General features: G+C 51.0%; 15 protein-coding genes. 11 read left to right on the plus strand and 4 right to left on the minus strand.

Going from position 1 to position 25,059, the window contains the following annotated elements:
• The first annotated feature begins 398 nt into the window (after positions 1-398).
• From CHB92_RS15720 to CHB92_RS15765, 10 genes are all read left to right on the plus strand, one after another.
• Complete coding sequence (locus CHB92_RS15720) at positions 399-614, plus strand: Sec-independent protein translocase subunit TatA/TatB (protein WP_089320177.1); 216 nt, start codon at positions 399-401, stop codon at positions 612-614.
• A 33-nt stretch (positions 615-647) separates the two neighbouring features.
• Complete coding sequence (locus CHB92_RS15725) at positions 648-860, plus strand: Sec-independent protein translocase subunit TatA/TatB (protein WP_089320178.1); 213 nt, start codon at positions 648-650, stop codon at positions 858-860.
• 1 nt (position 861) lies between these two features.
• On the plus strand, positions 862-2,298 hold the full coding sequence (gene gatA / locus CHB92_RS15730; RefSeq protein WP_089320179.1) for an Asp-tRNA(Asn)/Glu-tRNA(Gln) amidotransferase subunit GatA: 1,437 nt from the start codon (positions 862-864) through the stop codon (positions 2,296-2,298).
• 8 nt (positions 2,299-2,306) lie between these two features.
• A complete protein-coding gene (locus tag CHB92_RS15735; protein WP_089320180.1) occupies positions 2,307-3,806 on the plus strand; it encodes a lytic transglycosylase domain-containing protein in 1,500 nt (499 codons plus the stop codon).
• A 228-nt stretch (positions 3,807-4,034) separates the two neighbouring features.
• Positions 4,035-6,308, plus strand: a complete 2,274-nt coding sequence (locus CHB92_RS15740) for an NADP-dependent malic enzyme (RefSeq protein WP_179223071.1) — start codon at positions 4,035-4,037, stop codon at positions 6,306-6,308.
• Positions 6,309-6,899: a Holliday junction branch migration protein RuvA gene (ruvA, locus tag CHB92_RS15745; RefSeq protein WP_089320181.1), complete on the plus strand. Its 591-nt coding sequence runs from the start codon at positions 6,309-6,311 to the stop codon at positions 6,897-6,899.
• A 15-nt stretch (positions 6,900-6,914) separates the two neighbouring features.
• The gene (gene sov / locus CHB92_RS15750; protein ID WP_245842628.1) at positions 6,915-14,081 is read left to right on the plus strand and encodes a T9SS outer membrane translocon Sov/SprA; all 7,167 of its coding nucleotides are present in this window, start codon (positions 6,915-6,917) and stop codon (positions 14,079-14,081) included.
• A gap of 60 nt (positions 14,082-14,141) precedes the next feature.
• Complete coding sequence (gene gcvH / locus CHB92_RS15755; RefSeq protein ID WP_089320182.1) at positions 14,142-14,522, plus strand: glycine cleavage system protein GcvH; 381 nt, start codon at positions 14,142-14,144, stop codon at positions 14,520-14,522.
• 21 nt (positions 14,523-14,543) lie between these two features.
• Positions 14,544-14,921: a VanZ family protein gene (locus CHB92_RS15760; protein WP_245842630.1), complete on the plus strand. Its 378-nt coding sequence runs from the start codon at positions 14,544-14,546 to the stop codon at positions 14,919-14,921.
• Between the two features lie 68 nt (positions 14,922-14,989).
• The gene (locus CHB92_RS15765) at positions 14,990-16,258 is read left to right on the plus strand and encodes a M28 family metallopeptidase (RefSeq protein WP_089320183.1); all 1,269 of its coding nucleotides are present in this window, start codon (positions 14,990-14,992) and stop codon (positions 16,256-16,258) included.
• Between the two features lie 79 nt (positions 16,259-16,337).
• Here CHB92_RS15765 and CHB92_RS15770 read toward each other — a convergent pair whose 3' ends face one another.
• Positions 16,338-17,216 carry a YicC/YloC family endoribonuclease gene (locus tag CHB92_RS15770; RefSeq protein ID WP_089320184.1) on the minus strand — a complete coding sequence of 293 codons (879 nt, stop codon included), beginning with the start codon at positions 17,214-17,216 and terminating at the stop codon, positions 16,338-16,340.
• A gap of 750 nt (positions 17,217-17,966) precedes the next feature.
• Between CHB92_RS15770 and CHB92_RS15780 the strand changes: the two genes are divergently transcribed.
• Positions 17,967-19,511, plus strand: a complete 1,545-nt coding sequence (locus tag CHB92_RS15780; RefSeq protein WP_089320186.1) for a SulP family inorganic anion transporter — start codon at positions 17,967-17,969, stop codon at positions 19,509-19,511.
• Between the two features lie 87 nt (positions 19,512-19,598).
• Here CHB92_RS15780 and CHB92_RS15785 read toward each other — a convergent pair whose 3' ends face one another.
• The 3 genes from CHB92_RS15785 to CHB92_RS15795 are packed head-to-tail and all read right to left on the minus strand — an operon-like array spanning position 19,599 to position 25,053.
• Positions 19,599-20,747, minus strand: a complete 1,149-nt coding sequence (locus tag CHB92_RS15785) for a serine hydrolase domain-containing protein (RefSeq protein ID WP_089320187.1) — start codon at positions 20,745-20,747, stop codon at positions 19,599-19,601.
• 9 nt (positions 20,748-20,756) lie between these two features.
• Positions 20,757-23,954, minus strand: a complete 3,198-nt coding sequence (locus CHB92_RS15790; RefSeq protein ID WP_089320188.1) for a hypothetical protein — start codon at positions 23,952-23,954, stop codon at positions 20,757-20,759.
• A 4-nt stretch (positions 23,955-23,958) separates the two neighbouring features.
• Positions 23,959-25,053, minus strand: a complete 1,095-nt coding sequence (locus tag CHB92_RS15795) for an NAD(P)/FAD-dependent oxidoreductase (protein ID WP_089320189.1) — start codon at positions 25,051-25,053, stop codon at positions 23,959-23,961.
• Positions 25,054-25,059: the final 6 nt, after the last annotated feature.

Raw genomic sequence — 25,059 nt, forward strand, 5'->3', positions numbered from 1 at the left:
CTAAGGTTACTACAACCTTTTGAACGGCCGCCTGCTTACGCAATACACAATGCAATTGTTATGCCAACCGACTAATTTTCCGCAAATATCTGATAATTAATAGCAAACATTCGCAGCACCGGAGCATAAGTTCCCAAAACAGGACAAACAAGGGCAATAATCCCCAAACAGGGAGTTTACTTTTCTTTAAAAACCTCTCACGGCTTTCTTCTTAACAAACTCCCCGAATAAGTTGCCCTTGTGTAGTTATCTGCTTACATTAGCGCTAGTTACCTCAGCTACAGCGTGTAACAACAAACCATAAGAAGCAAATGCTACAGATTAAACTAATCTTGTCTCTTATGAGTTTAATTAAAATATAACCTTTAATTTTGTAGCACCATTTAAACACTAAAGACATGGGTATCACTAACATTTTCCTGTTCATTGGAGGCCTTGGAGGCACAGAAGTTGTCTTGATTCTGTTCGCCATCTTGTTACTTTTCGGTGCCAAGCGCATTCCTGAGCTAGCCAGAGGCATGGGCCGTGGCATCCGCGAGTTCAAAGACGCGACAAAGGAAATCAAGAGCGATATTGAAAGCTCTGTGAAAGACGACCAAAGCGTTACAAAGTAACCCTCACCAATAAGCTTAAGCTTTTAAAGCTACATGTATTTTAGCACGCTTTTCCTTTTCCTGGGGGACCTGGGAGGAGGAGAAATGTTTGTTATTTTAACAGCTGTGCTGTTACTGTTTGGTGCTGACAAAATCCCTGGCATTGCCCGCTCGTTTGGCCGTGGTATCCGGGAGTTTAAAGATGCTACAAACGAAATAAAACAAGAGCTAGAACAATCCATCAAAGACGACCCTAAGTCAAAATAGATTGAGACAGTATAATTCGCTACGAGATATCCGCGCAGATATTGCTAACGGGCAGGTTTCGTGCAAGCAACTGGTAGAGCAGTATCTCCGGAACATCAAGGAGAGGGCTGAGTTAAATGCTTTCCTGGAAGTTTTTGAGGAAGAGGCATTGGCCCAGGCTGATGCTGTAGACCAGAAGCTTGCCAACGGCACCGCCGGTAAGTTAGCAGGGATGGTTATAGGCATCAAGGACGTGCTTGCCTACAAAGGGCACAGCCTGCAGGCCTCCAGCCAAATCCTGAACAACTTTAAATCCCTTTACAATGCGTCTGCCGTACAGCGCCTGCTGGACGAAGACGCCATTATTATCGGTCGCCAGAACTGCGATGAATTCGCGATGGGCGCCTCTAACGAGAGTTCAGCCTTCGGGAATGTGCTAAACGCAGATGATCATACGCGTGTGCCGGGAGGTTCTTCCGGAGGTTCTGCCGTTGCCGTACAGGCAGATCTCTGCCTTGCCTCTATTGGCTCCGACACCGGTGGCTCCGTGCGGCAGCCGGCGGCTTTCTGCGGTGTGATCGGCATGAAGCCGACATACTCCCGCATTTCCCGCTTCGGCCTGATCGCCTATGCCTCTTCATTCGACCAAATAGGTTTTATCACAAAGAGTGTAGAGGATGCGGCCCTGTTGCTGGAAGTTGTTGCCGGAAAGGACGAAATGGACAGCACGGCCAGCCAACGGGAAGTACCTCCGTACAGCCAACTGCTGACCTCTGACAAGAAGTATAAGATCGGCTACATCCGGGACTGCTTTGAGCGCGAAGGCCTGGACACAGAAGTGAAGGACGCCATCCTTGGAGTGAAAGACATGCTAAGAGATGCGGGCCATGAGGTAGAGGCCGTGGAGTTCCCATACCTGGACTACATGGTACCTACCTACTACATTCTGACCACGGCTGAGGCAAGTTCTAACTTAGGCCGCTACGACGGTGTGCGTTATGGCTACCGCTCTGATAATGTAACCGACCTGACCTCCTTGTATAAAAAGACAAGGGCCGAAGGCTTTGGGCATGAGGTACAGCGACGCATCATGTTGGGTACTTTCGTGCTTAGCGCCGATTATTATGATGCCTACTATACAAAGGCACAGAAAGTGAGACGCCTTATTAAGGAGAAGACCGACGAGTTGCTACAGGCATATGATTTTCTTATATTGCCTACTGCTCCTTCTACTGCATTTAAGATAGGAGAGAACACAGCTAACCCGCTGGCAATGTACCTGGCCGACATCTTTACGGTTCAGGCCTCACTTGCAGGTGTACCAGCCATTTCTATCCCGGTTGGTCGCGATGCTAACGGATTGTCCATCGGGTTGCAGCTCATGACGCGCTCGTTCGAAGAGCCAGCTTTGCTAGCTTTCTCGAATTACATCCTGGACAAGATAACCGTTGAAGCATAACACCTAATATGACTTACAGCAAATTCTTTACCTTGCTCGCGGCTATGGCCGGCAGCATCTGGTCAGTTACTGCCAGTGCTCTCGGCCATAGCCGTTCGCTTGATCCGTCCGTCCCCGGTGACTCCGTTAAGCTAAAACTACGGGCTGATTCTGTAGCCGTGCTATCCCCGGAAGAGCTCGCTCTGCTTGTGGAGTTTATTCCGAACGTGCCGAACGACGTGATCGCAGATAGGCTTAGCTGTATCGAGTCAGACATCCCGCTTGTTTTCAACGATTTTGTCCGCAACTTCATAGACTATTTCACCATCCGCAACAGGAAGTACACCCGCACCATGCTGACGCGGGAAAATGTGTACTTCCCGCTGTTCGAAAGGTTTCTGAAGAAGAACGACATGCCGCAGGAGCTTAAGTACCTGTCCATTGTAGAGTCTGGCCTTAACCCAAGGGCCAAATCGCACGCTGGCGCGGTAGGGCTTTGGCAGTTTATGCAGGCCACTGGCCGGGAGTACGGGCTGGAGCAAACAGCGTATATAGATGAGCGCATGGACCCTGTAAAGTCGACAGAGGCAGCGCTTAAGTTCCTGCGTCGCCTGTACAACTACTACGACGATTGGGAACTGGCCCTCGCCGCCTATAACTGCGGGCAGGGAAATGTGAACAAAGCGATCCGGAAAGCGGGTGGCGGCAAGAAAACCTTCTGGGAGATCTTCCCCTATCTGCCAAAAGAGACCAGGGGCTATGTGCCGTCTATGACAGCCGTTATCTATTCCATGAATTATGCGGCAGAGCATAACATCTTCTCTGACTCTATTTTATATGAACCGCAGATAGCACACTTAGAGGTACAGCAGGCTTTAAATCTGGAGAAACTGGCCGAAGAACTGCACATGACACAGCAGGAACTCATGGCCCTGAACCCGGAGCTGAAGAAGCCTGAGCTCCCTCGTAATTACAAGCTGCGGATTCCCGCACAACGCGCGGTATTGTTCGCCTCGGCGGAAGATAAGAACTGTATTCTCTTAGCTGCCTCTCCTGCTGCGAAATCACATGAACCGGAGGAGAGCCCTGTTCTTTTAGCCGCGGCTAAGACTGCAAAAGAAGAAAAGCCTGCCGTAGCGCAGAAAAGCGTTCAGCAGAAAGTGACTTACGTTGTTCAGCGAGGCGATAACCTGATTCAGATCGCCCAACAGCACGATGTATCAGTCGAGGAACTGAAAGAGTGGAATAACCTAAAGAACAACACTATCTGGCCAGAGCAAAAGCTACTCGTGCTACAGCAATCTACGGCTAAGGAAACTCCTGTTGTCCTGGCTTCTCAGAAAGAATCCAGGACTGCTGCAAAACAGGCACAGGACGTAACAGAACAGCTAATTCACCACGTGCAGCCAGGCGATACCCTCTGGAACATCTCACAGCGATACAATGGCATTTCGGTGGAGCAAATAAAGAAACTGAACAAGCTGAAATCTAATGCCATTAAGCCAGGCCAGAAACTGATTCTAAGCTAACAAGCACTCCCATATCTTAACAAGGCACCTTCTAAACAAGAGGGTGCTTTTTGTTTAACAAGCTTTGTGGTGCTAAAGAGCAGCAAGATCTATACAGATAACTGTGAGCATCTTATCTTTGAAAAATGATTTAAGATAAGCAGCAAGTACTTTTAAAATTAGCATTTGCCTAGCTGTACTTAGCCTCAGCTAGGCTGAGAATAAAACAACACAACCATAACTCAATTTATGATCAAAGTAAACAAAGAGGATGCTCTTAACTACCACATGGAGGGAAGGCCAGGGAAGATAGAGGTAGTGCCTACCAAAATGGTGAGCACCCAGCACGACTTAGCGCTGGCTTACTCTCCTGGCGTTGCTGAACCCTGTAAAGAAATCTATGCGGATAAAGATAATGTTTACAAGTACACGGCTAAGGGTAATCTGGTAGGCGTGATATCGAATGGTACGGCTGTGTTAGGCTTGGGCAACATAGGTCCCGATGCCTCTAAGCCGGTAATGGAAGGGAAAGGCGTACTGTTCAAGAAGTTTGCGGGGATTGACGTCTTCGACATTGAGATTGACAGCCAGGACCCGGAAGAATTCATCCGCATCGTAAAGGCACTGGAGCCTACGTTTGGGGGCATCAACCTGGAGGACATCAAAGCCCCTGAAAGCTTTAAGATCGAGATGGCGCTGAAGCAGCAGATGAACATCCCGCTGATGCACGATGACCAGCACGGCACAGCCATCATCTCAGCGGCAGCTCTTCTAAATGCCCTTGAACTGACAGGTAAACAGATCGGCGAGATCCAAATGGTGATAAACGGTGCAGGAGCCGCGGCCATCGCCTGCGCTAAACTGTACGTGTCGCTCGGCGTGAAGCTTGACAACATCGTAATGTTCGACAAGGACGGCATCATCCGTCCGGAGCGTAACGACTTGGATATTTACAGAGCCCAGTTTGTCACCACCCGTAAGATCAATACATTGGAGGAGGCCATGCAGAGTGCCGATGTGTTCATAGGCCTTTCAGCAGGAAATGTGCTGGCACCGGAGTACGTGAAACTGATGGCCCCTAACCCCATCATCTTTGCCCTGGCTAACCCAGATCCTGAAATTGCCTACAGCACCGCCATGGCCACCCGTGATGATCTGATCATGGCCACCGGTCGTTCCGACCATCCGAACCAGGTGAACAACGTGTTGGGCTTCCCTTACATCTTCAGAGGGGCGCTGGACGTGCGTGCCACTGAGATCAACGAGGAGATGAAACTGGCTGCTGTACACGCTTTGGCAGCTTTGGCCAAAGAGCCGGTACCGGAAATCGTGCACAAGGCTTACAGCGACACCACCATTAACTTCGGACGCTTCTACCTTATCCCAAAGCCCCTGGACCCACGTCTGATCACCACGATATCACCGGCAGTGGCGAAGGCGGCCATAGACAGTGGTGTAGCCAGAAGCCCGATCACAGACTGGGAGGCTTATGAGCAGGAGCTCAAAGAGCGCATCGGCATCGACCAGAAGCTGATGACGCGCCTGACGAATCAGGCGAAGAAGGAGCCTAAGACAGTCGTATTTGCCGAGGCAGACCACTACAAGATCCTGAAGGCGGCGCAGATTGTGAAAGAGCAGCGCATTGCCAACCCTATCCTGCTGGGCAACCGCGAGACCATCGAGGCGATCATCGCGGAGAACAACATGGACCTGGCTGGCGTGCAGATCATCAACCCTTATGAAGAGGATGAAAAACGCGAGGAATTTGCACAGCAGCTATTCGAAAAGCGGCACCGTAAGGGACTAACCCTGTTTGATGCCCGCCGCCTGATGCGCGACCGCAACTACTACGGCAGCATGATGCTGAGCAATGGCGAGGCGGATGCCCTTATCTCCGGCCTGACCCGTGATTACTCTAAAACCATCTCCCCGGCACTGCAGGTGGTGGGCGTGGAAGAAGGCGTGAACAAGGTAGCCGGCATGTACATCGTGCTGAGCCAGAAGGAGCCTTATTTCTTTGCCGATACCACTGTAAATGTGAACCCAAGCGCTGATGAATTGGTTGATATCATCGGCCTTACGGCTCGTACCGTTCGCTTTTTCGACACGGAACCGCGTGTGGCCATGCTTTCCTACTCCAACTTCGGATCAGTGCGCGGCGAGGTGCCTGACAAAGCAGCCGAGGCGGTACGTAAAGCGAAGCAGCGTTACCCGGAGCTTCTCCTGGATGGGGAGATGCAGGCTAACACAGCCCTGAACCGCAACTTGCTTCGCGAGCATTATCCGTTTAGTGAGTTAGCTGAGACAGGAGCCAATACATTGGTCTTCCCTAACCTGGCCTCAGGTAATATCGCCTATAAGATACTGCAGGAGATGGGAGGAGCTGAGGTAATAGGCCCGGTACTGATGGGGATGCGTAAGCCGGTGCACATCCTGCAGCTAGGTAGCTCTATCCGCGATATCGTGAATATCGTGACCATAGCCGTAGTAGACGCCCAAAACCATAATAACCAGCATATATAAATGATAGCCTATATTGATGGCAAGCTAGCGCACAAAGACCCAACCTACGTCATCATAGACGTGAATGGCGTAGGCTACCAGATCAAAATCTCGTTAAGCACCTACTCCTCTCTGCCTGGCGGCGAGCGCTGCAAATTGCACACGTACCTGCATATTAAGGAAGACGCACATACGCTGTACGGTTTCACCACGGCGGCAGAAAAGGACTTGTTTCTTCATCTGATATCTATTTCAGGCGTGGGCCCCAATACGGGGCTCATGATTCTGTCCTCTTTATCTGTAGAGGAAGTACAGCAGGCGATCGTTCGGGAGGACGTCCGGACCATTCAGCATGTAAAAGGAATCGGGGCTAAAACAGCGCAACGCATCATTCTGGAACTGAAGGACAAAATGAAAAAAGAGGCCTTGTTGTCTGATGCTGTAATGCCTGCTGCATCGCACAATACAAACCGAGCCGAGGCGTTATCTGCTTTAGTTACGCTTGGCTTTGCTAAAAATGTGGCCGAGAAAACGTTAGACTCTATAATCAAACGCGAAGGAGGGAACTTAAGCGTTGAAGAGTTGATTAAGTTTGCGTTGAAGTCTTCTTAAGAGATATACCCAATTTTGATTCGGAAAAGTAAAAAGAACAGCCTGCTTTTCGCAACGGTTGCTACTATATCCTTGCTGGCCTGGTGGTCGCAGGCAGAAGACCTGCGTACTGCCGGCCGGTATAGGTTTACGATTCTTAAAGACCTCCTGCATCCACAGGACACAACCAAGACAGATACGTCTAAAACCCAGAAGTACATTCCGAGTCGCAGGCCTACGTTTGAACCTTCCGACCGCTACGGCACACCTTTTAGTGGCGGCAGCAGCTCCTCTCCCCTGCTGTTAGGGCAGCCCAGCAATGTGCAGCTAAACGTAGAGCTGGACGACAGCCTGCAGCAGTACAATATTACCGAGACGATAGGGGGTATCCATTACCGTCCGCCTTCGTCTATGACCATGCGCGAGTTTTCGGAGTGGCAACAACGCCAGGCCGTACGGGAGTACTGGCGGGCCAAGTCAGCCGGCCTAGACGGTGAGAGCGTGATGAGCAGCAACCGTCTGATCCCAAAGCTCTACATCAGCCCTGTGTTTGACCGCATCTTCGGGGGTAACTACGTCGATATCCAGCCGAATGGTAACATCGCGCTAAAATTCGGGGCCCGCTTTAACCGCAACCAGAACCCGACCATCCCGCTCCGGCAGCAAAGCACCGGTGATTTTGACTTTGAGCAGAACATCTCGCTTAACTTAGTAGGCAAGATCGGCGAAAAGATGCGCCTGAACTTTAACTGGGATAACAATGCCAACTTCGACTTCGAGAACAACATGAAGTTGGACTATACCGGTTACGAAGAAGAAATTATACGCAAAGTAGAGGCCGGTAACGTAAGCCTCCCGCTTAATAACTCCCTTATCACGGGAGCACAAAACCTGTTCGGTGTTAAAACCCAGCTGCAGTTTGGCCGCCTGGCTGTTACGACCATTGCCTCCAGTGTGCGGGGCACGAATGATGAGGTGATCATCCAGAATGGGGCCCAGAACAGGCCTTTTTCCATTCGGGTAGACCAATACGACAAAGACCGCCACTTCTTCCTGTCGCAGTTCTTCAGAGGGCGCTACAACAATGCCCTTAAAAACCTGCCACTGATAAACTCAGGCATCGTAATACGTCGCCTGGAACTGTACGTAACCAACAGCAACCGCTCTACAGAGAACCTGCGCAACATGGTAGCTTACATGGACTTGGCAGAGCCGGATCCTTACCGCGACCAGTTTGGCAACAAACCCGCCAGCGCCCCAGCCGACAATGCTGCCAATACGCTTTACAGCCAGGTAGCCCGAAACAACAGGGCTCGCAGTAACGCACAGGTAGATGAGTACCTGCGCAGCCAGGGCCTGGAAAAAGGCGTGGACTTTGAGCACGTACGTGCCCGTAAGCTGGACCCACGCGAGTATAAGTTTAACCAACAGCTGGGTTACATCTCCCTGAACACCGCCTTATTGCCGGATCAGGTGCTAGGTGTGGCCTTTGAGTATACCTACAACGGCAAGACCTACCAGGTAGGTGAGTTGATAGACGACTACCAGAACCTGGACGATGAGAAGGTTATCCACATGAAGCTCCTACGAGCTACCAATCCTTCGCTGCAGCTCCCTACCTGGGACCTGATGATGAAGAACGTCTACAGCCTGGATGCCACGCAGTTGAACCGAGAGGACTTTAAGCTGCAGATCATTTACAAGGACGATGAGACCGGCGTGGACATTACGAGCATCAAAGAGCCTAGCCCGATACAGAACATCCCGCTGGTGGAAGTGCTGAACCTGGATAACGTTAACTCTAACAACGACAAGCCCAGCGACGGTAACTTTGACTTTATACCCGGTACCACCATCGATCCGGAAACAGGCCGTATCTTCTTTCCGCAGGTAGAGCCGTTTGGCGATTACCTGGCCCAGAAGCTGGAGGGGCGCCCTGACCTGATCGAGAAATACGTGTTTCAGGAACTGTACGATCAAACGCAGACAGACGCACAGCAGAACAACATCAAGGCTAAGTTTTACCTGCAGGGCCGCTTCCAGGCGACCTCCGCTGATGAGATCATGTTGCCGGGCTTCCAGATTGCGGAGGGCTCGGTAGTGGTGTATTCCGGTGGTACCCGCTTGGTAGAGGGCACGGACTACCAGGTGTTTTACGACATGGGGCGTATCAAAATACTGAACCCCAGTTACCTGAATGCCGCCAATGACCTGCGCGTGACCTATGAAAAGGCGGAGCTCATGAACATACAGCCCCGCTCTATGCTCGGCGCCCGTTTTGATTACCGCCTGAACGACGACGTGAACCTCGGTGCAACCATGTTGCATATAAACGAGCAGGCGTACATCAACCGGGTAAGCATCGGCGATGAGCCAACCAACAACACCATCTACGGCTTTGATGTGAACATGCAGAAGGAGTCGCGCTTCCTGACGAAGATGACAGACGCCCTTCCGTTTGTGGAAACCAAGGTACCTTCCTTTGTTACGTTCAGTGGTGAGATAGCACAGCTGGTCCCTGGCACGACCAAGTCCAACGCCAATGAAGACGGTGCCTCTTATATTGATGACTTCGAAGGGTCGGAAACGCCGTACAGCCTGGGTGGATTTAACAATACCAGCTGGCGCCTGGCAGCTACGCCTGCACCGCTTGTCCCCGGGCCCGGCCTGGCTTATTCCTACAACCGAGCTAAGATTGCCTGGTACACCATCGACCAGATCTTCTACCGCGATGCGGATAACCTCCGCCCAAAGAACATCACGAAAGAGGAACTGCAGAACCACTATGTGCGGGGCGTATGGCGCAACGAAGTCTTTCCGGGGCGTGATGCAGAGATAACAAACTCCTATGAGTACACCTTTGACATTGCTTACTACCCCAGCGAGCGCGGGCAGTACAACTACAATCCTGAACTAACGTCTAAAGGCCTTCTGGCAGGTGACCCGCGCAAGAATTGGGGCGGTATCAGCCGGGATATCTCCTTTGACACCGACTTCGACAATGCCAACATTGAATATGTCGAGTTCTGGCTTATGGACCCCTTTATTACAGGTAAGAACGGTAGAAAAGACGCGGAAGGCAATGAGATCACGCGCAACGAGGGAGGAGAGCTGGTACTGAACTTGGGTAGCGTTTCAGAGGATATCCTGCGGGACAACCAGTATGCTTTCGAAAACGGTCTGCCTACCTCCTCTAACGACATGCAAGACCTGGAAGAGACGCTGTGGGGCCGTGTGACCTCTCAGCAGTTCCTGACAGATGCCTTTACCGGCATTCCGGGTGCACGCAAGCTCCAGGACATTGGTCTGGACGGCTTGGATAACGCTAGTGAGGTTACCTACTTTCAGAACAGCTTCCTGAACCAGATACCGGGTACACCGCCACAAGTTGTGCTAGATGACCCCTCTGCAGACAACTTCCTGCACCACCTGGACCCGGTGTATGACCAGCGCAGTGCAGGTATCCTGGCCCGTTACAAGAACTTCAACGGCATGGAGGGTAACTCCCCCGAAAGCAGCCGTTTCTCCAGCTATGCCTTCCCGGACAAGGAAGACCTGAACCGCGACAACGTGATCAGCGACCTGGAGCAGTATTATGAGTACAAGATCAACCTGAAGCCGGGACAACTGGAAATAGGCCAGAACTATATTGTGGATGCCGTAAAGAACGAAAAGAATGGTGCCACCTGGTACCAGTTCCGCATCCCGGTGCGCCAGCCCACGAACACAGTGGGTAATATCAGCGGGTTCAAGTCTGTCCGGTTTATGCGGATGTACCTGACCCAGTTTGCTGACCCGGTTGTGCTGCGCTTTGTACAGTTTCAGTTTGTAGCCAACCAGTGGCGCAAGTACGAGCAGCCGATCACAGACGGCAGCCCTTGTCTTACCTGTACGGATGACGCCAAAAGCTTTACGGTGTCTACCGTAAACGTGGAGGAGAACAGCCAGGCCATAGATGGTACGACACCCTACAGGGTGCCGCCAGGCATTGAGCGCCTTCGTGATTACTCTTCTACCAACAATCGCCGCCAGAATGAACAGTCGCTGCAGCTGTGTGTAGAGGACCTGAAAGACACTTTCTCGAAAGCTGTGTACAAGAACATCTCGCTGGACATGCTGATCTACAAGCAGCTGAAAATGTACATCCATGCAGAGTCTAGTGATCCGGCAACTCGTGATGGCGATGTACAGGCCTTTATCCGTATCGGCACCGACTTCACACAGAACTATTATGAGTATGTAGTGCCACTGAAGCTAACGCCTAAAGGCAGCAACTCTCCCTATGATGTGTGGCCTGCTGAGAACGAGATAGCGATTGCCCTGCAGGATTTCGTTGACACCAAAATGGAGCGTAACCTAAAACCAGGCTATCCGCTGTACCAGGCCTATGAGCGCCAGCTGGGCAATGGCAAGATCATCCGCGTGATAGGTAACCCGGATTTCAGTGAGGTAGAAGGCGTGATGATCGGTCTCCGTAACCCTCGTGTTACAAACGATGATGCTCGTCCGCACTCAGTATGTATGTGGGCCGATGAGCTGCGCGTAACAGACTTCCGCAACCAGACCGGCTGGGCCTCAAACGCCAGGCTAAATGCCAAGCTGGCTGACTTTGCCAACGTAACTGCGACAGGCGCTTATACAACGGTTGGTTTCGGTGGCTTACAGCAGAAGATCGCACAGCGTGCCCGGGAGAATACTGCCCTGTTCGACGTAAATGCCAACGTAGTGCTGGATAAATTACTGCCAGAGACGTGGGGCGTGAAGGTGCCGCTAACCGTACAGTACGGCGTGATGAACAGCGAGCCCCAGTACGACCCGCTGGACAAAGACGTGCCGCTCAAACAGTCGCTTACCAAGTTCGACAACGACGAGCAACGGGCAGCCTATAGAAAAGAGGTAACAACCCAGGAAACGAGAAGAAGTATCAGCCTGCTGAACGTACGGAAAGAGCGCACGAACCCAGAGGCTAAAGCCCAGATTTACGATATCGAGAACTTCTCCCTCTCCTACTCATACGCCGAGCGCCTGTTCTCTAACATCGAGACAGACCGCGATTACAGCAAGACCTACATGGGCTCGCTGGCTTATACCTATAACAACACGCCCAAGAACTATACCCCTTTCGCGAACGCAGAGGGACTAAACTCGCCGTACCTGCGCCTGGTGAAGGACTTTAACTTCTCGCTGGTGCCAAGCCGCTTTGCTTTCCGCGCTGACCTGAACCGCTTCTACAACGAAACATTCCTGCAGCGTCCGGATCCGGAAACAAGGTTTGTGACCACCCGCGGCATTAACCCTACGTTCCAGAAGAACTTCTACTTTAACCGCATCTACGACATGCGCTGGGACCTGACCAAGAGCCTCTCGCTGGATTATACCGCCAACACGCGTGCGGTCATAGACGAACCGAATGCACGCATCGACAAAGAAATAGACTCGCTGGCCTACAAAAACAAAGAGATTTGGAATAACCTGAAGCAAGGAGGCCGTACCACTAGCTTTAACCAGATCGTGGCCTTAAACTACCAGTTACCGTTCGACAAGTTCCCGCTAACTGACTGGATCTCGACAGAGGCGCGTTATGCTGCTACTTATACCTGGACAGCAGGATCCACCGCCCTGAACCAGGCAGCAGACTTTAAACTGGGGAACACGGCTGAGAACAGCACGGAGATCAGTGCGAATGGTAGGATAGACATGGTGAAGCTTTACAACAAGGTGCGGTTCCTGAAAGACGTAAACTCCCCTGCCCCTGTAAGGCCGGCAGCAGCCAACGACACGACTGCCAAGAAGCCAGACATGAAGTTCCTGAAGTCACTGGCAAGGTTGCTGATGATGACGCGCTCTATTAACGTAACATACCTGGAGAACCGCGGCACCATGTTACCGGGCTATCTGCCAACGCCATCCTTCTTCGGCTTCGACGATGCGTTTGATGCCCCTGGCCTGCCCTTTATACTAGGCAAGCAATATGACCTGGATCAGCTGTATGCCAGCGCCTACCTCAACGGGTGGTACACAGACAGCAGCCAGTACTTAAACAACCCGTTCAGCGCACTTAACACAAAAACGTTTACAGCCAGAGCCAACCTGGAGCCGGTACGCAACCTGAACATACAAGTGGATGCCCGCCGTACGACATCCATTATCGACGAGGTGTTCTACCGTAAAGAGTATGACGATTTCGGAGAAGTAGGCATGAGAGACGAGCGCCAGAACCCATTTACCTCAGGCTCTTTCAGTACCTCTTTCTTAGCCCTGGGCACTATGTTCGAGTCTACTGAGTCCGGTATTTCTGATGCCTTTGAGCACTTTGTTCGCTACCGCCACAACGTGCGGGAGAAGCTTTCTTTGGCTAATCCTGCGGCAGCTGACTCAGGTTATAGTCTGAACTCACAGGAGGTGTTGATGAAGTCGTTCTTGTACGCTTACCAGGGCCGCGACATAAACGGATACCAGGCGAAGAACGACAACCCGTTCAGCCGCCTGCCGATACCGAACTGGCGTATCGATTACAACGGCTTGGAGCGTCTGCCAGTCTTCCAGAAATGGTTCAGCCAGATCAGCTTGTCGCACGGCTATAACTCTTCTTACAACATCACGAGCTTCTCCACTTCGCTTGCCTATAACCAGGAGCCAACGGGCTTCCCGACGGCACGCAACGAGTTCGGCCAGATAGAGCCTTATTACATTGTGAACCAGCTGACGGTAGTAGAGCGACTGGCCCCCTTGCTGGGCGTTAACTTCCGTACGATCTCAAACTTTACAGGTCGTATAGAGTATAAGATGGAGCGTAACTTGTCGCTGAACCTGACGAATGCGCAGGTAACGGAAACAAGCGTAAAGGACTACGTCGTAGGATTCGGCTACAGCACCAGTAACTTTAAGCTGCCGTTTAAGTTTGGCGGAGAACGAATCGTACTGGATAATGAACTGACCATGCGACTGGACTTCTCGGTACGGGATAACCAGACCGTGCAGCGGGCCATCTCAAGGGACGATGCGGGCGTGGAAAGAAGCCAGAACCAGATTATCAATGGTTCGCGCCAGCTACAGCTGCGCCCGACTATCGACTATGTACTGAGCCAGCGCCTGAACCTGCAGTTCTATGTGCTACGTACTGTATCAGAGCCTAAAATCTCGACTTCGTTCCGCAACAGTGTTACCGAAGGAGGTATTCAGCTACGGGTTAGTTTACAATAAAATTTTCCTGTTGCGAAAAAGGCCGTACTTTTGGGGCATAATCATTAACAGACAAAACAAATGAACCTACCTGAAAACCTAAAGTATACCAAAGACCACGAGTGGGTACGTATCGAAGGCGATATAGCCTATGTAGGCATCACTGATTTTGCCCAAAGCGAGTTGGGTGACATCGTTTATGTAGATATTGACACAGTAGATAAGCAGATCAACCAGGACGACGTGTTCGGAACAGTAGAGGCTGTGAAGACAGTTTCTGACCTCTTCAGCCCACTGAGCGGTACTGTACTGGAGTTTAACGAGAACCTTGAGGGAAGCCCTGAACTGGTAAACTCTGATCCGTACGGCGAAGGCTGGATCATAAAAATGTCGATCGATGATGCCAGCCAGGTAGAAGGCCTGCTGACAGCTGACGGATACCGTGAAGTAATCGGACAGTAACACAACCAAACACAAGTAGGTTTGATACTACGTTATAACCTATTTACTATACTTTGGGCAGCAGTGATCCTGCTATCGACACTGCTGCCCTCTTCTTCCCTGCCCACCTTCTCTGGCTGGGAGTTTTTTTTCTCGGTTGATACCTTTGCCCACGCCTTCCTGTTTTGCGTGCTCGTCTTTCTGATGATCGTGGGTCTCACCAAACAGTACACTTCACCCTGGCTCCGGCATTATGCCGTACGGGCCTCCCTGCTTATCAGCACCGGGTTCGGCATATTAGTGGAGCTGCTTCAGCACTTTCTCATCTATGGCCGGCACGGCGATATCTTTGATGTGCTGGCGAACACCATCGGTTGCCTGTTTGGCCTGGTCGTGTTCAAGTGGATTTACGTCTGGTAAGGCTGCCACAACTCGGCCCCTCATTACTTCAATTACGAGCTCTTCCTCAAGATTTGTATCTTAGGGAGATGAACAGATTTCCTACCCTTCTGCTGCTGTTTACTTTGCTGGTGCCCGCTTTACAGGCGCAGGACATGCAGCGCGTGCGCCATACCATTGATACGCTGACATCTCCTGCCATGCATGGCCGCGGGTATGTTTTTGATGGGGATAAAAAAGCAGCGAACTACCTTCGTGACAGGTTCCGGACACTAGGGCTGCAGCCTTTAGGGAACTCTTACTTTCAACCGTTCAGCTTTCCGGTAAACCGTATAGTAGAAACGCCACAATTACAGGTAAATGGTAAAAAGCTCATAGCAGGCACAGACTTTGTGGCTAACGCAGCCTCCTCTTCAGGTGGTGGAAAGGCAAGCGTTCTTCCACTCGACACGCTTGTTTTTACAGATGCCGCTGTCGCCCGCGGCTTCTTCTCTCAAAACTTTAAAGACAAAGCACTTGTCATCCGCCAACAGGACCAGCAAAAGCTTGGCCAGCTACCGGCTCCTTACGCTCAGAAACTGCAACAGGCAAAGGTAAACGTGGTGCTCCAGCCTAAGGCCTTGCTTACTTCCGTGGCCCGGCAACAGGCAGAGGTACCTGTGCTGGAAGTACTGGAGAGCGCCTGGCCACAGGACGCTCGCAAACTCTCTTTCGAGGTAAAGGCCTCTCTGAATCCAAATCACCAGACGCAAAACGTTATTGCCTTTATCCGGGGCTCAGAACAGCCTGATTCCGTTATCGTCTTTTCTGCCCATTATGACCATCTCGGCGGGCAGGGGAAGGATGTGTACTTTCCGGGAGCTAACGACAACGCCAGTGGCACTTCTATGTTACTGGAGTTGGCAAGCTATTACAGTCAGCCACAGCACAAGCCTACATACAGCATGGCTTTTATCGCCTTTGCTGCCGAAGAGGCAGGCCTGCTTGGCTCTTTTTACTATACCCAGCACCCTTTGTTCCCCCTGGAGCAGATTCGCTTTTTGCTTAACCTGGATTTGCTGGGTACCGGAAGCGAAGGGTTGATGGTGGTAAACGGGAAAGTGCACGAGCAGGCGTTTGAGCAACTGCGCCAGCTCAACCAGCAACAACAGTACCTGCCCCAGATCAAAAGCCGTGGAAAGGCAGCTAACTCCGACCACTACCCTTTCTCTGAAAAAGGCGTGCCTGCTTTCTTTTTTTACACCCTGGGTGGCACTGCCGCCTACCATAACACGAAAGACGATGCCTCTCAGCTGCCCCTTACAAAGTACCCGGAAGTGTTCAAGCTGCTAACAGACTTCGTCGAAACTTTACAGTAAGTACCCTAGCTCGTAAAAAAGGCGCAGCCGCTATTGTGCAATAGCGGCTGCGCCTTTTCATCTGTTTAAGTTGTGCTTTCTACAGGATGTTGTTGATCTGCTCTTTAATCTTCTCCAGTTCCTCCTTCATCTCCACAACGTGATGCTGGATGGTAGAATCATTTGCCTTAGAGCCAATGGTGTTAATTTCCCGACCTATTTCCTGTGAAATAAAACCGAGCTTCTTGCCCGTCGGCTCGGGCAGGTACACGGTCTCTGTGAAATAGTGCAGGTGGTTTACCAGGCGTACTTTCTCCTCTGCTATATCCAGCTTCTCCATGTAGTAGACCATCTCCTGCTCAAAACGGTTCTGGTCGAAATGCTCAGCTGAAGAGAGTTCTGTAATGTGTCCTCTGATTCGGTTGCGGATATGCTCCATGCGCACGGGGTCCTGCTTGTCCACCTCGGCCAGCAGAATCCGGATCCTGTCGATGTACGACATGATCTCAGTTGCCAAAGCCTTGCCTTCGTCTGCCCGAAAGGAATTCAGGTTTTGCAGGGCCTCTTCTAGCAAGGGCTGCACTACATCCCAATCAGCCTCTTCAGCTTCTTCTTCCTGCTCCTGCTGCAGCACGTCCGGCATATGAAGCGCGAGGCGGAACAACTCTCCCTTTTCGGCACCTACCACATCGGCTACCTGGTTTAGTTCCCGGAAGTATGCCTGCAGCAACTCTTTGTTGATCGTGCTCTTCGCCTTCTGCGCTTTATTTCTGGTAAACTCTACGTTAACCCCTACTTTCCCACGCACCAGTGCCTTCTGCACCATATTCCGAATGTCATATTCTTTGTCGGAAAGAAACTTGGGTACGCGCACACTCAGGTCCATGCTTTTGGAGTTCAGTGAGCGGATCTCCACCGAAATTGAGTACTGGTCGGCATCGAGGCGGGCACTGCCAAAGCCTGTCATTGACTGCAACATAAGCTCTTTATAAAATGATACTTTGGCAAATTAGGGATAATTATTCACTTTTGCCCAGCCAAGGCTATGAAAGCTCTTCAAAGCAGCTTTTTGTGCTGTAAACCATTCCTAATTTGTGCAACCTGCACTATGAAGTTCGGTGTAACCGTTTCTCACAGTTCATCTCTAAAGGTCAGGGCCTCCTAGTTGTATAGCGCTCTCAAGTCGATCTTGATTCTGTGTACGCTTAAGGCAGGGGCTTTAACTCTTTTCCCAAAGAAAACCCGGGCGCCGGACAATGTCAGAGTTTTTCTTGTCCGGCTTTCTGGTAGCCACATGCCTACCGCACTGTCGCTTTCAGCAAGCAGTTTCACAGGTTATTTCTCATTTTAAGAGAAAAGTTGTACTTTTGCAGCTTCATGAGAAAAGCAACTCCCTTCATATCGCTTACTCCACCTTGATGCTGCAAGAGGCAGGTTGCTTTCAACATGTCCACAACTTCCTGGTCACTTCGCTTCAGTATGCACTCTACTTATGCTTACTGCACAAGCACTTACTCTTATTCAGTACTATAAACACAATGACGCCAAACGTTTATAAAGCGTCTGTGTGGCGGTATATGTACTTCGGCCTTTCGTGATGCCTCTTTAAAAAGCGGCTGATACAGCTACCTTTTGTGATTAAGCAGCTGCAGGTCTCCGTTACTACTCGTGTATATATCCTAAAAGCGATGTCTGGAGTACAGACACGGATTTAACTATTTTACTTGCAATGAAGCAATATCTCAGGCTCTTCAGTTTTAGCCAAAAGATCGATTATAAAGTAGAAATACTGGCTGGCCTTACTGTAGCCATGACCATGATTCCCGAGTCCCTTTCCTTTGCTATACTGGCAGGGTTTCCGCCTTTAGTAGGCTTGTATGCCGCCTTTATCATGGGGCTGGTTACAGCTATAATTGGCGGCAGGCCTGGCATGATCTCAGGGGGCGCCGGGGCCACCGTGGTCGTACTGATAGCCCTCATGCAATCGCACGGGCTCGACTATGTGTTTGCCGCTGTAGCGCTGGCCGGTATTTTGGAGATACTGGTAGGGGTCTTTAAACTAGGAAAGTTCATTCGCCTGGTGCCACAGCCTGTCATGTATGGCTTCGTGAACGGCCTTGCTGTCATCATTTTCATGTCTCAGATAGAACAGTTTAAAGTTGTATCGGACGGTGAGGTTTCCTGGCTCGCAGGCAGTGCGCTTTATATCATGGTCGCCCTGGTGGCTCTGACCTTAACAATTATAATCCTGCTGCCACGGTTAACCAAGGCTGTTCCCCCCTCATTAGTAGCCATTATTGTTGTTTTCCTGGTGGTGCTTGGCTTTGGCATAGACACCAAAACAGTCGCAGACATTGCTTCGGTAAGTGGCGGCTTCCCTCCTTTTAATGTTCCGGATGTACCCTTTACCCTGGAAACGCTGCAGGTAATATTCCCCTATGCCCTGATTATGGCCGGCGTGGGTTTAACGGAAAGCTTGTTGACACTAAACTTGGTTGATGAAATTACGGGCACCAGAGGCCAGGGAAACAGAGAGTGTCTGGCCCAGGGTGGAGCGAACCTTTTAAATGGCTTTTTCTTCGGAATGGGTGGCTGCGCCATGATCGCGCAGACCTTGGTTAACCTTTCTGCTGGCGCCAGAACCCGTCTGGCGGGCATTATAGCCGCTCTAGCTATTCTGGCAGTCATCCTTCTGGGAGCCCCCATTATTGAAAAAGTACCTATGGCAGCTTTGGTAGGTGTCATGATCATGGTAGCCATTGGAACTTTCGAATGGATTAGTTTCAGGATCATCAATAAGATGCCGAAACAGGATGTGTTCGTAGGTATTCTCGTGGCTGTAATAACGGTGTGGCTTCATAATTTGGCACTCGCTGTACTAATTGGCGTTATCATTTCTGCCTTAGTTTTTGCCTGGGAGAGTGCCAAACGCATCAGGGCCAGAAAGTACATTGACGCAAAAGGCGTAAAGCACTATGAAATTTACGGCCCACTTTTCTTTGGCTCCACTACTGCTTTCTCTGAGAAGTTTGATGTCCAGAATGATCCGGAAGAAGTAATTATTGACTTTAAGGAAAGCAGGGTTGCGGACATGTCTGGCATTGATGCTCTTAATAAACTAACTGAGCGGTATCACAAAGCGGGTAAGAAGCTACTCTTAAAGCACTTAAGCCAGGATTGTAGAATACTGCTCAAAAACGCTGAACAGGTTATCGAGGTAAATGTAATGGAAGACCCGCATTATGCTGTGGCTACAGATGAGTTGTCTCAATAAGAATATGATGTAAGCAAAGAGGGCCTGTACTTGAACGTACAGGCCCTCTTTGCTTACACTTGTAGCTCTTGAAGTTATTTTTATTACTTACTCTATCATTTCGGTTACGGCATCCAGCATCGCCAGCACCTCCCCTGGATGCTCGCCTACACGCTCCCCCCGCTGCTTCCCCAAGCGCACGATAATCAGGTCTTCCTCTGGCACTACGATAACGTACTGCCCTAAAATGCCTCTGGCGTAAAAGACGTTTTGGCCTCTATAATCGGGCAGCAACCACCATTGGTACCCGTAGAAATCCACTTCCTCTCCGTCCGACTCTTTTACTAAGCCACTGGGCGTAAGTGAGACCTCCACGTAGGCTGGCGGCACAATAGTGTCCCCATTCCAAATGCCGTGCTGCAGATACAGTTTTCCTAACCGGGCAAAGTCGCGTGCGTTGGAGAAAAAACAGCAATAAGCTTTCTCGATTCCATCAGGCCGGTCTACGCTCCACTCCGCATCATGAACAGCCCCCAGCGGCTTCCAAAGCTTTTCTTCAGCATAGGCGCTCAGGCTCTCGCCGGTGGCAGCCTCCACTACAAAGCCTAGTACCTGTGTGTCGCCACTCTTATAGCTAAACTCTTTTCCGGGCTCTTCCACAGCCTCTAACCTACCAATTAAGCGCTTCAGGTCTGTACCGTAATAGGCTTCGGTTGTCATCGAGAAAGGGCTGCTGTACGACTCATCCCAATTCAGGCCGGAACTCATCCAAAGCAAATGCTTAATCTTTATCTTAGCCTTATCGCCTTCTCTGAAATCTGGCAGGAAGTCGCCTACCGGCTGTTCTACGCTCTTGATCTTACCCTCTTTTATTGCCGCGCCAACCAGCATGCTCACTACGCTTTTGGCCATAGAGAAGGAGTTGCTCAGGGACTCATCGGAGTAGCCATCCCAGTACTGTTCGTAAAGGATAGAGTCGTCTTTGATAACCAGGAAAGCGACAGACTCTAACTCCTCATGCAGCTGTGCCAGTTCCTGTGGCATCTGCAGCTCATTATAGTTTTCGGCCAAAGGCCAGGGCTGCGGTACAGCGGGCGCTTCTATTTCGCGCTGCGCAAAGATCTCGTTATCGTCAATATCAGCAAAGTTGTAGAACAGCGCCTTGTACACATAGTCCTTTTCGAACGTGTGTATCCAAGCCGCTATCAGCCCCAGTACCAGTAATGCTCCGAAGCCAAAGCGTCTGGCTTTCCTCATGTTTGTCGTTTAGAAGTCGTAGCCCAGCGTTACGTAGAACTTAGGCCCTGTACGTCTGCTGTCTTCCTCGCCCCAGGCTACGTCTAGCTTGCCGTATACGCCCAACAACGTGGTGCGGGCACCAAAGCCGTAGCCTACCAGGAAAGGATTGCGGTAGTTCACAACCGTAATCTCGAAGTTGTCGCGCTCCGTCGGACTCACTACGCCTCCAATTACCCGGGTGTTAATGGAGTTGTTCCCACTGAAAGGGTTGGCCCCGTTGTAGGCGGAGCCTGCATCAGCAAAGGCTGTGAGCTGCAGGTTACGGAAGAAGCCGGAAGCGATCGGCCCGTTATACAGGTACTGAACAACGGGGATGCGAAGTTCGGCATTGGCCAGCAAGTGGCGGTTACCGCTACGCACGTTATAGTTAAAGCCTCTTAGTGGCGTTACATACTCCAGGTAGAACAGGTCGGCTGGCGATGCTATTTCCACGTCATTCAGTTCAGCATCATCGGCCTCGTCAGCTAACAGCCAGTTATCCATCCCCCCTATCAGGAACTGCTTTTTTGAGTTGCCAAAGAAAGCACCATAGCTGATGCGGGTAGCCAGGATTATTTCGCGGTGTATTTTCAGGTAATTTCTGAAGTCAACGTAAAACTTGCTGAAGTTACCCGCCGATCCCTCAAAGCCTTTTAATGAGAGTAATCCGGCTCTGAAACGCGTTCCTTCCAGTTGGTTGATGCCTGTTGTCACGCTGTTGTCATACACTAACTCCACGTTACCGCCGTAGAAGCTTGCCACCGTGTCCGGGATAAAGAAGTCGTTGATGTAAGTGAAGCGGGTCGTGACAAACTTTGGCATAGCGCGAATACTAGTGCTATGGGTGAACGGGTACACCAGCACAGGGCTTAACTCGTTTTTCGTGAAGCGCACCACAGATCCCGGAGCATTCAGCAGGCTGCCGAGCAGTGTCTGCCGCTCGAACTGCAGCCCCATGTCTACCCTACTTTTCAGGTTCATGTACTCTGCCCAGAAGTTGCTAGTCTCAAAGTTTGTATGCACAAAAGCTTTGCCCTGTATCTGGTGGTTCTCGAAGAGGTCAGTCATGCTTACCCCCGCCACGATGCCAAAGCCCAGTAAAGGGTCTGCCTCTACAGAGGTCATGATTTCCTCCACGCTAAAGCGCAGGTCGTAATCCAGTGGGCCCAACACCTGTATAGAACTGGCATCGGCCCTACGGGTAGCGGCAGGCACTTTCGGGGTCGCCTCCTGCTCTGCTATTCCCTCGTCAGAGAACTCGTAGTTCTCTATGTCAACCTCCCCTTCTTTTCGGGCGGGCTTCCTGTTTGTTTTCTTCGTCTCGTTCTGCAGGAGTTTTCTGCTGTTGTTAACGGCCGCCTGCGTTGTTCGGGCACGTGTCTCTAAAATAATCTGGCGCGATGTCTTAGGAAGCGTACTTAAGGTGGTCGGCGTGAAGTTTGGCAGCAAATACACGAAGTTGTATGATGCATCCTTTGCCACTAGTGCCAGCACATTAGCCGAGGGCACATAATCATAAAACTCTATGCCCTGCGCAAAATTTGTAAGCGGCACGCTGGCCCCGGTGCTAAGATCATAGCGGTAAAGGCTCCGGATACCGCTTTCTTCACTGAGGTAAACAAAGTTACCGTCTTCCGTCGCCCTTGGCATCAGTTCACTCGCAATAGACTCAGTTAGCTGGCGCAAGTTTACATTAGGTCCCTCCTCCTGCAACAGGAAGATATCATAGTTGTTGACAATGCTGCTAAAAGCTGGGGCCTCTGTCCCGACGGTATCTAACCACCTGTTAGAACTAAAGACAATTCCCCCCTGGTCCTTCAAAAAGGCGGGCTGTATATCATCAAAGATATCATTCGTCAGCTGCTTTTGCAGGCGGCCGTTGGCACGAAGCAGGAACAGGTCCGACTGCCCGTCGCGCACGGCACTAACCACAATGTTCTGCCCGTCCTCGGAGTAACTCATGCTATGCACCTCATCGAAATCCGGCAGCACAGCGGCGGCTGTAGACAGGTTCTCATAGAATGGAATAAACGAGTAGTTATCCAGCGCATCTACCTGCCGTAGCATCATTTTCCCGCGCCGGGATTCGATAAAGCCCAGCTGGCTGTTCGACCTCCAGGCAAGGGCCGGCATTACGTAGTCTATCTGCTGGTCCAGGTTCTTGTAACCTGCACGCCACACGACCCAGTCTTTCTTGCGGCGCACATCCTGTACAAAGATCTTGTAGATGCCATTGTCGTTTTTTACATAAGCTAACAGGGTACCCGCCGGGTTAAGCACCGCTTGCCCATAGTAGTGATTTTCTTTATTCCGCTTAAAGAGCTTAGCCTCTTCCGGTAAAGAAGTGAGCGGGTTAGACTCACTGTTGTTAATCTGTACATAGTAATTGTACCAATCCTGCAAAAAGCGCTTGTACGGGATGTTCAGACTGCTGGTAATGCCGATCTCCACGTCGCGGGTAATGCGGGTCAGGTTCAGAATGTTTTGGATAGCGGTATAGCCATAACGCTCTGCGATGTAGTTCCACACGGACTGGCCGGTAAGTTCCGGGTTTCTGGCAAACAGCTTCTCCAGGCGCGGTCTGTCCTCATCCAGCAGCATGTCGCGCATGTAATTGTCCATGCGAATGCTCCAGCCTTCTGCCGTGTATGCTGCCGCGCCACTTACAAACCACTCTGGCAGGCGCAGCAAGTAGCTGCTTTGCAAGGCCTCTTTCAGGCTGCCCCCGTACATCATGTCGTTCAGCAGGAGTTTTGTCAGCTCATAACTCAGGTCGCGCTTAAACTCCGTTTGGGTCCCCTCAAAAGCAAGCTCTATCTTGTTTTTCATGAAGAGGGTCTCGCCACCTGTCTGATACAAGTCGTTGTTCAGCCCGATGTTGCTCTGCAGCAGTTCTGTAGGGGAGTTATACAGAATCAGGGTAATTTTGGAGTAGGGGTAATACCCGATAAGGCTGGTAACACGCTTTAACTCCTTCTCGGCATAAACAGCCGCCCGGTAGGCTTCCTCCTGCCCTCCCCGGTTAAAGTAAACGTTAAAGTTCTGAGTAGCATAGTATTTCCAGTCGAAACTCTTGTACTGGATACGACTCTTGCCGAAATTCTCCCGGTTTGGCTGCGCCTGCAGGGCAGTACCCCACAGTGAGCAAGATAAAAACAGCAACAAAAGCCTTGTAGAAAAACGCATGCGCTTAGGGTTGATGGTTATTGTGGTAATGTATGTAGTCGTAATATAACGAAATATATCGTGAAACATGTACGTCGGGCATCACTTCACCGTGTCCTGTTAAGGCAGCCGCCAGCTGTTTTGCCAAGAAAGGCGCCATAAGCACTCCCTTAGATCCCATACCGTTAAACACGCTCAGTTGTGGGTGCTGCGGATGCCTGCCCACCAGCGGACGCCGGTCCCGAACAGCGGGTCTGATTCCCGCCCAATGGTTTACTACGTGAAAGCCTTGAGAGGTGATCTGACGGAAGCGCTCTTTCAGTTCCTGCTCCCCTTGCTCGCTTGGCTGTTCGTTGGGGTGCCGCCAGTCGTAGGTAGCCCCTATCTTAAACCTACCTTCTTCTACCGGAACAACGTAAACAGCTTTATTATAGATACATTCAGGATTAAAATTATCTTGGGTCTGCACTTCCAGTACCTCTCCCTTGGTAGGCTGTATGGGTAGCCATTTAAAGTAGGGATTGTTGATAACCTGAAAGCCCTCACAAAAGACCAATTGGCTGGCTGCTACCTCCTTGTACCGTACGCCCTGCTCCGTTAGCTGCAGTGCGTCTGCCTCAAAGCGTTCAGGCAATAGCAGCCCTTGTTCCAGGAGCTCTGCTGTGAGCAGGTCCAGCATCTGGGCTACCTGCAGGTAACCACCTCTGCCGATCATGATGCCTCCGAACGGGTCCTGTACCGTAGGCTGATTCAGGCTCTGCGTGTAGGTAGCCTGGATGTAGTCGTTCCACTCCTGCCCGGCGCTTTTAGCCATCCAGGTATTCTGCTCTTCGATGGAGGAGAAGATTTTATAGATTGGTTTATGGACGAAAAGCTGCCGCCCGAAGTGCGCTTCCAACTCGTCGTAAAGTGCGTCAGCGGCAGGGATAAAAGTATCTGCCAGCCAGGACTTGGCAAAGCGCTTGCCCGCAATGGGGTTCAGCAGGCCTGCCGCTACCCGGGAAGCGCCGCTTGCCCTGGGCTCATCTATCACCAGTACCCTTTGTCCCTGTTGCCTCAGCGTATAACTTAAAATGGCCCCAGCCAGGCCATGCCCTACAACTATAAAATCATATTTCATACAGGC

The organism is Pontibacter ummariensis, assembly GCF_900188175.1.
Taxonomy (GTDB): Bacteria; Bacteroidota; Bacteroidia; order Cytophagales; family Hymenobacteraceae; genus Pontibacter; species Pontibacter ummariensis.

Excerpts from the sequence above, each read along its gene's own strand:
- gcvH (WP_089320182.1), top strand. The coding sequence starts at position 14,142 with ATGAACCTACCTGAAAACCTAAAGTATACCAAAGACCACGAGTGGGTA.
- CHB92_RS15770 (WP_089320184.1), bottom strand. The coding sequence starts at position 17,216 with ATGTTGCAGTCAATGACAGGCTTTGGCAGTGCCCGCCTCGATGCCGAC.
- CHB92_RS15725 (WP_089320178.1), top strand. The coding sequence starts at position 648 with ATGTATTTTAGCACGCTTTTCCTTTTCCTGGGGGACCTGGGAGGAGGA.
- CHB92_RS15785 (WP_089320187.1), bottom strand. The coding sequence starts at position 20,747 with ATGAGGAAAGCCAGACGCTTTGGCTTCGGAGCATTACTGGTACTGGGG.
- CHB92_RS15765 (WP_089320183.1), top strand. The coding sequence starts at position 14,990 with ATGAACAGATTTCCTACCCTTCTGCTGCTGTTTACTTTGCTGGTGCCC.
- CHB92_RS15720 (WP_089320177.1), top strand. The coding sequence starts at position 399 with ATGGGTATCACTAACATTTTCCTGTTCATTGGAGGCCTTGGAGGCACA.
- CHB92_RS15740 (WP_179223071.1), top strand. The coding sequence starts at position 4,035 with ATGATCAAAGTAAACAAAGAGGATGCTCTTAACTACCACATGGAGGGA.
- ruvA (WP_089320181.1), top strand. The coding sequence starts at position 6,309 with ATGATAGCCTATATTGATGGCAAGCTAGCGCACAAAGACCCAACCTAC.
- CHB92_RS15780 (WP_089320186.1), top strand. The coding sequence starts at position 17,967 with ATGAAGCAATATCTCAGGCTCTTCAGTTTTAGCCAAAAGATCGATTAT.
- CHB92_RS15795 (WP_089320189.1), bottom strand. The coding sequence starts at position 25,053 with ATGAAATATGATTTTATAGTTGTAGGGCATGGCCTGGCTGGGGCCATT.
- CHB92_RS15735 (WP_089320180.1), top strand. The coding sequence starts at position 2,307 with ATGACTTACAGCAAATTCTTTACCTTGCTCGCGGCTATGGCCGGCAGC.
- CHB92_RS15790 (WP_089320188.1), bottom strand. The coding sequence starts at position 23,954 with ATGCGTTTTTCTACAAGGCTTTTGTTGCTGTTTTTATCTTGCTCACTG.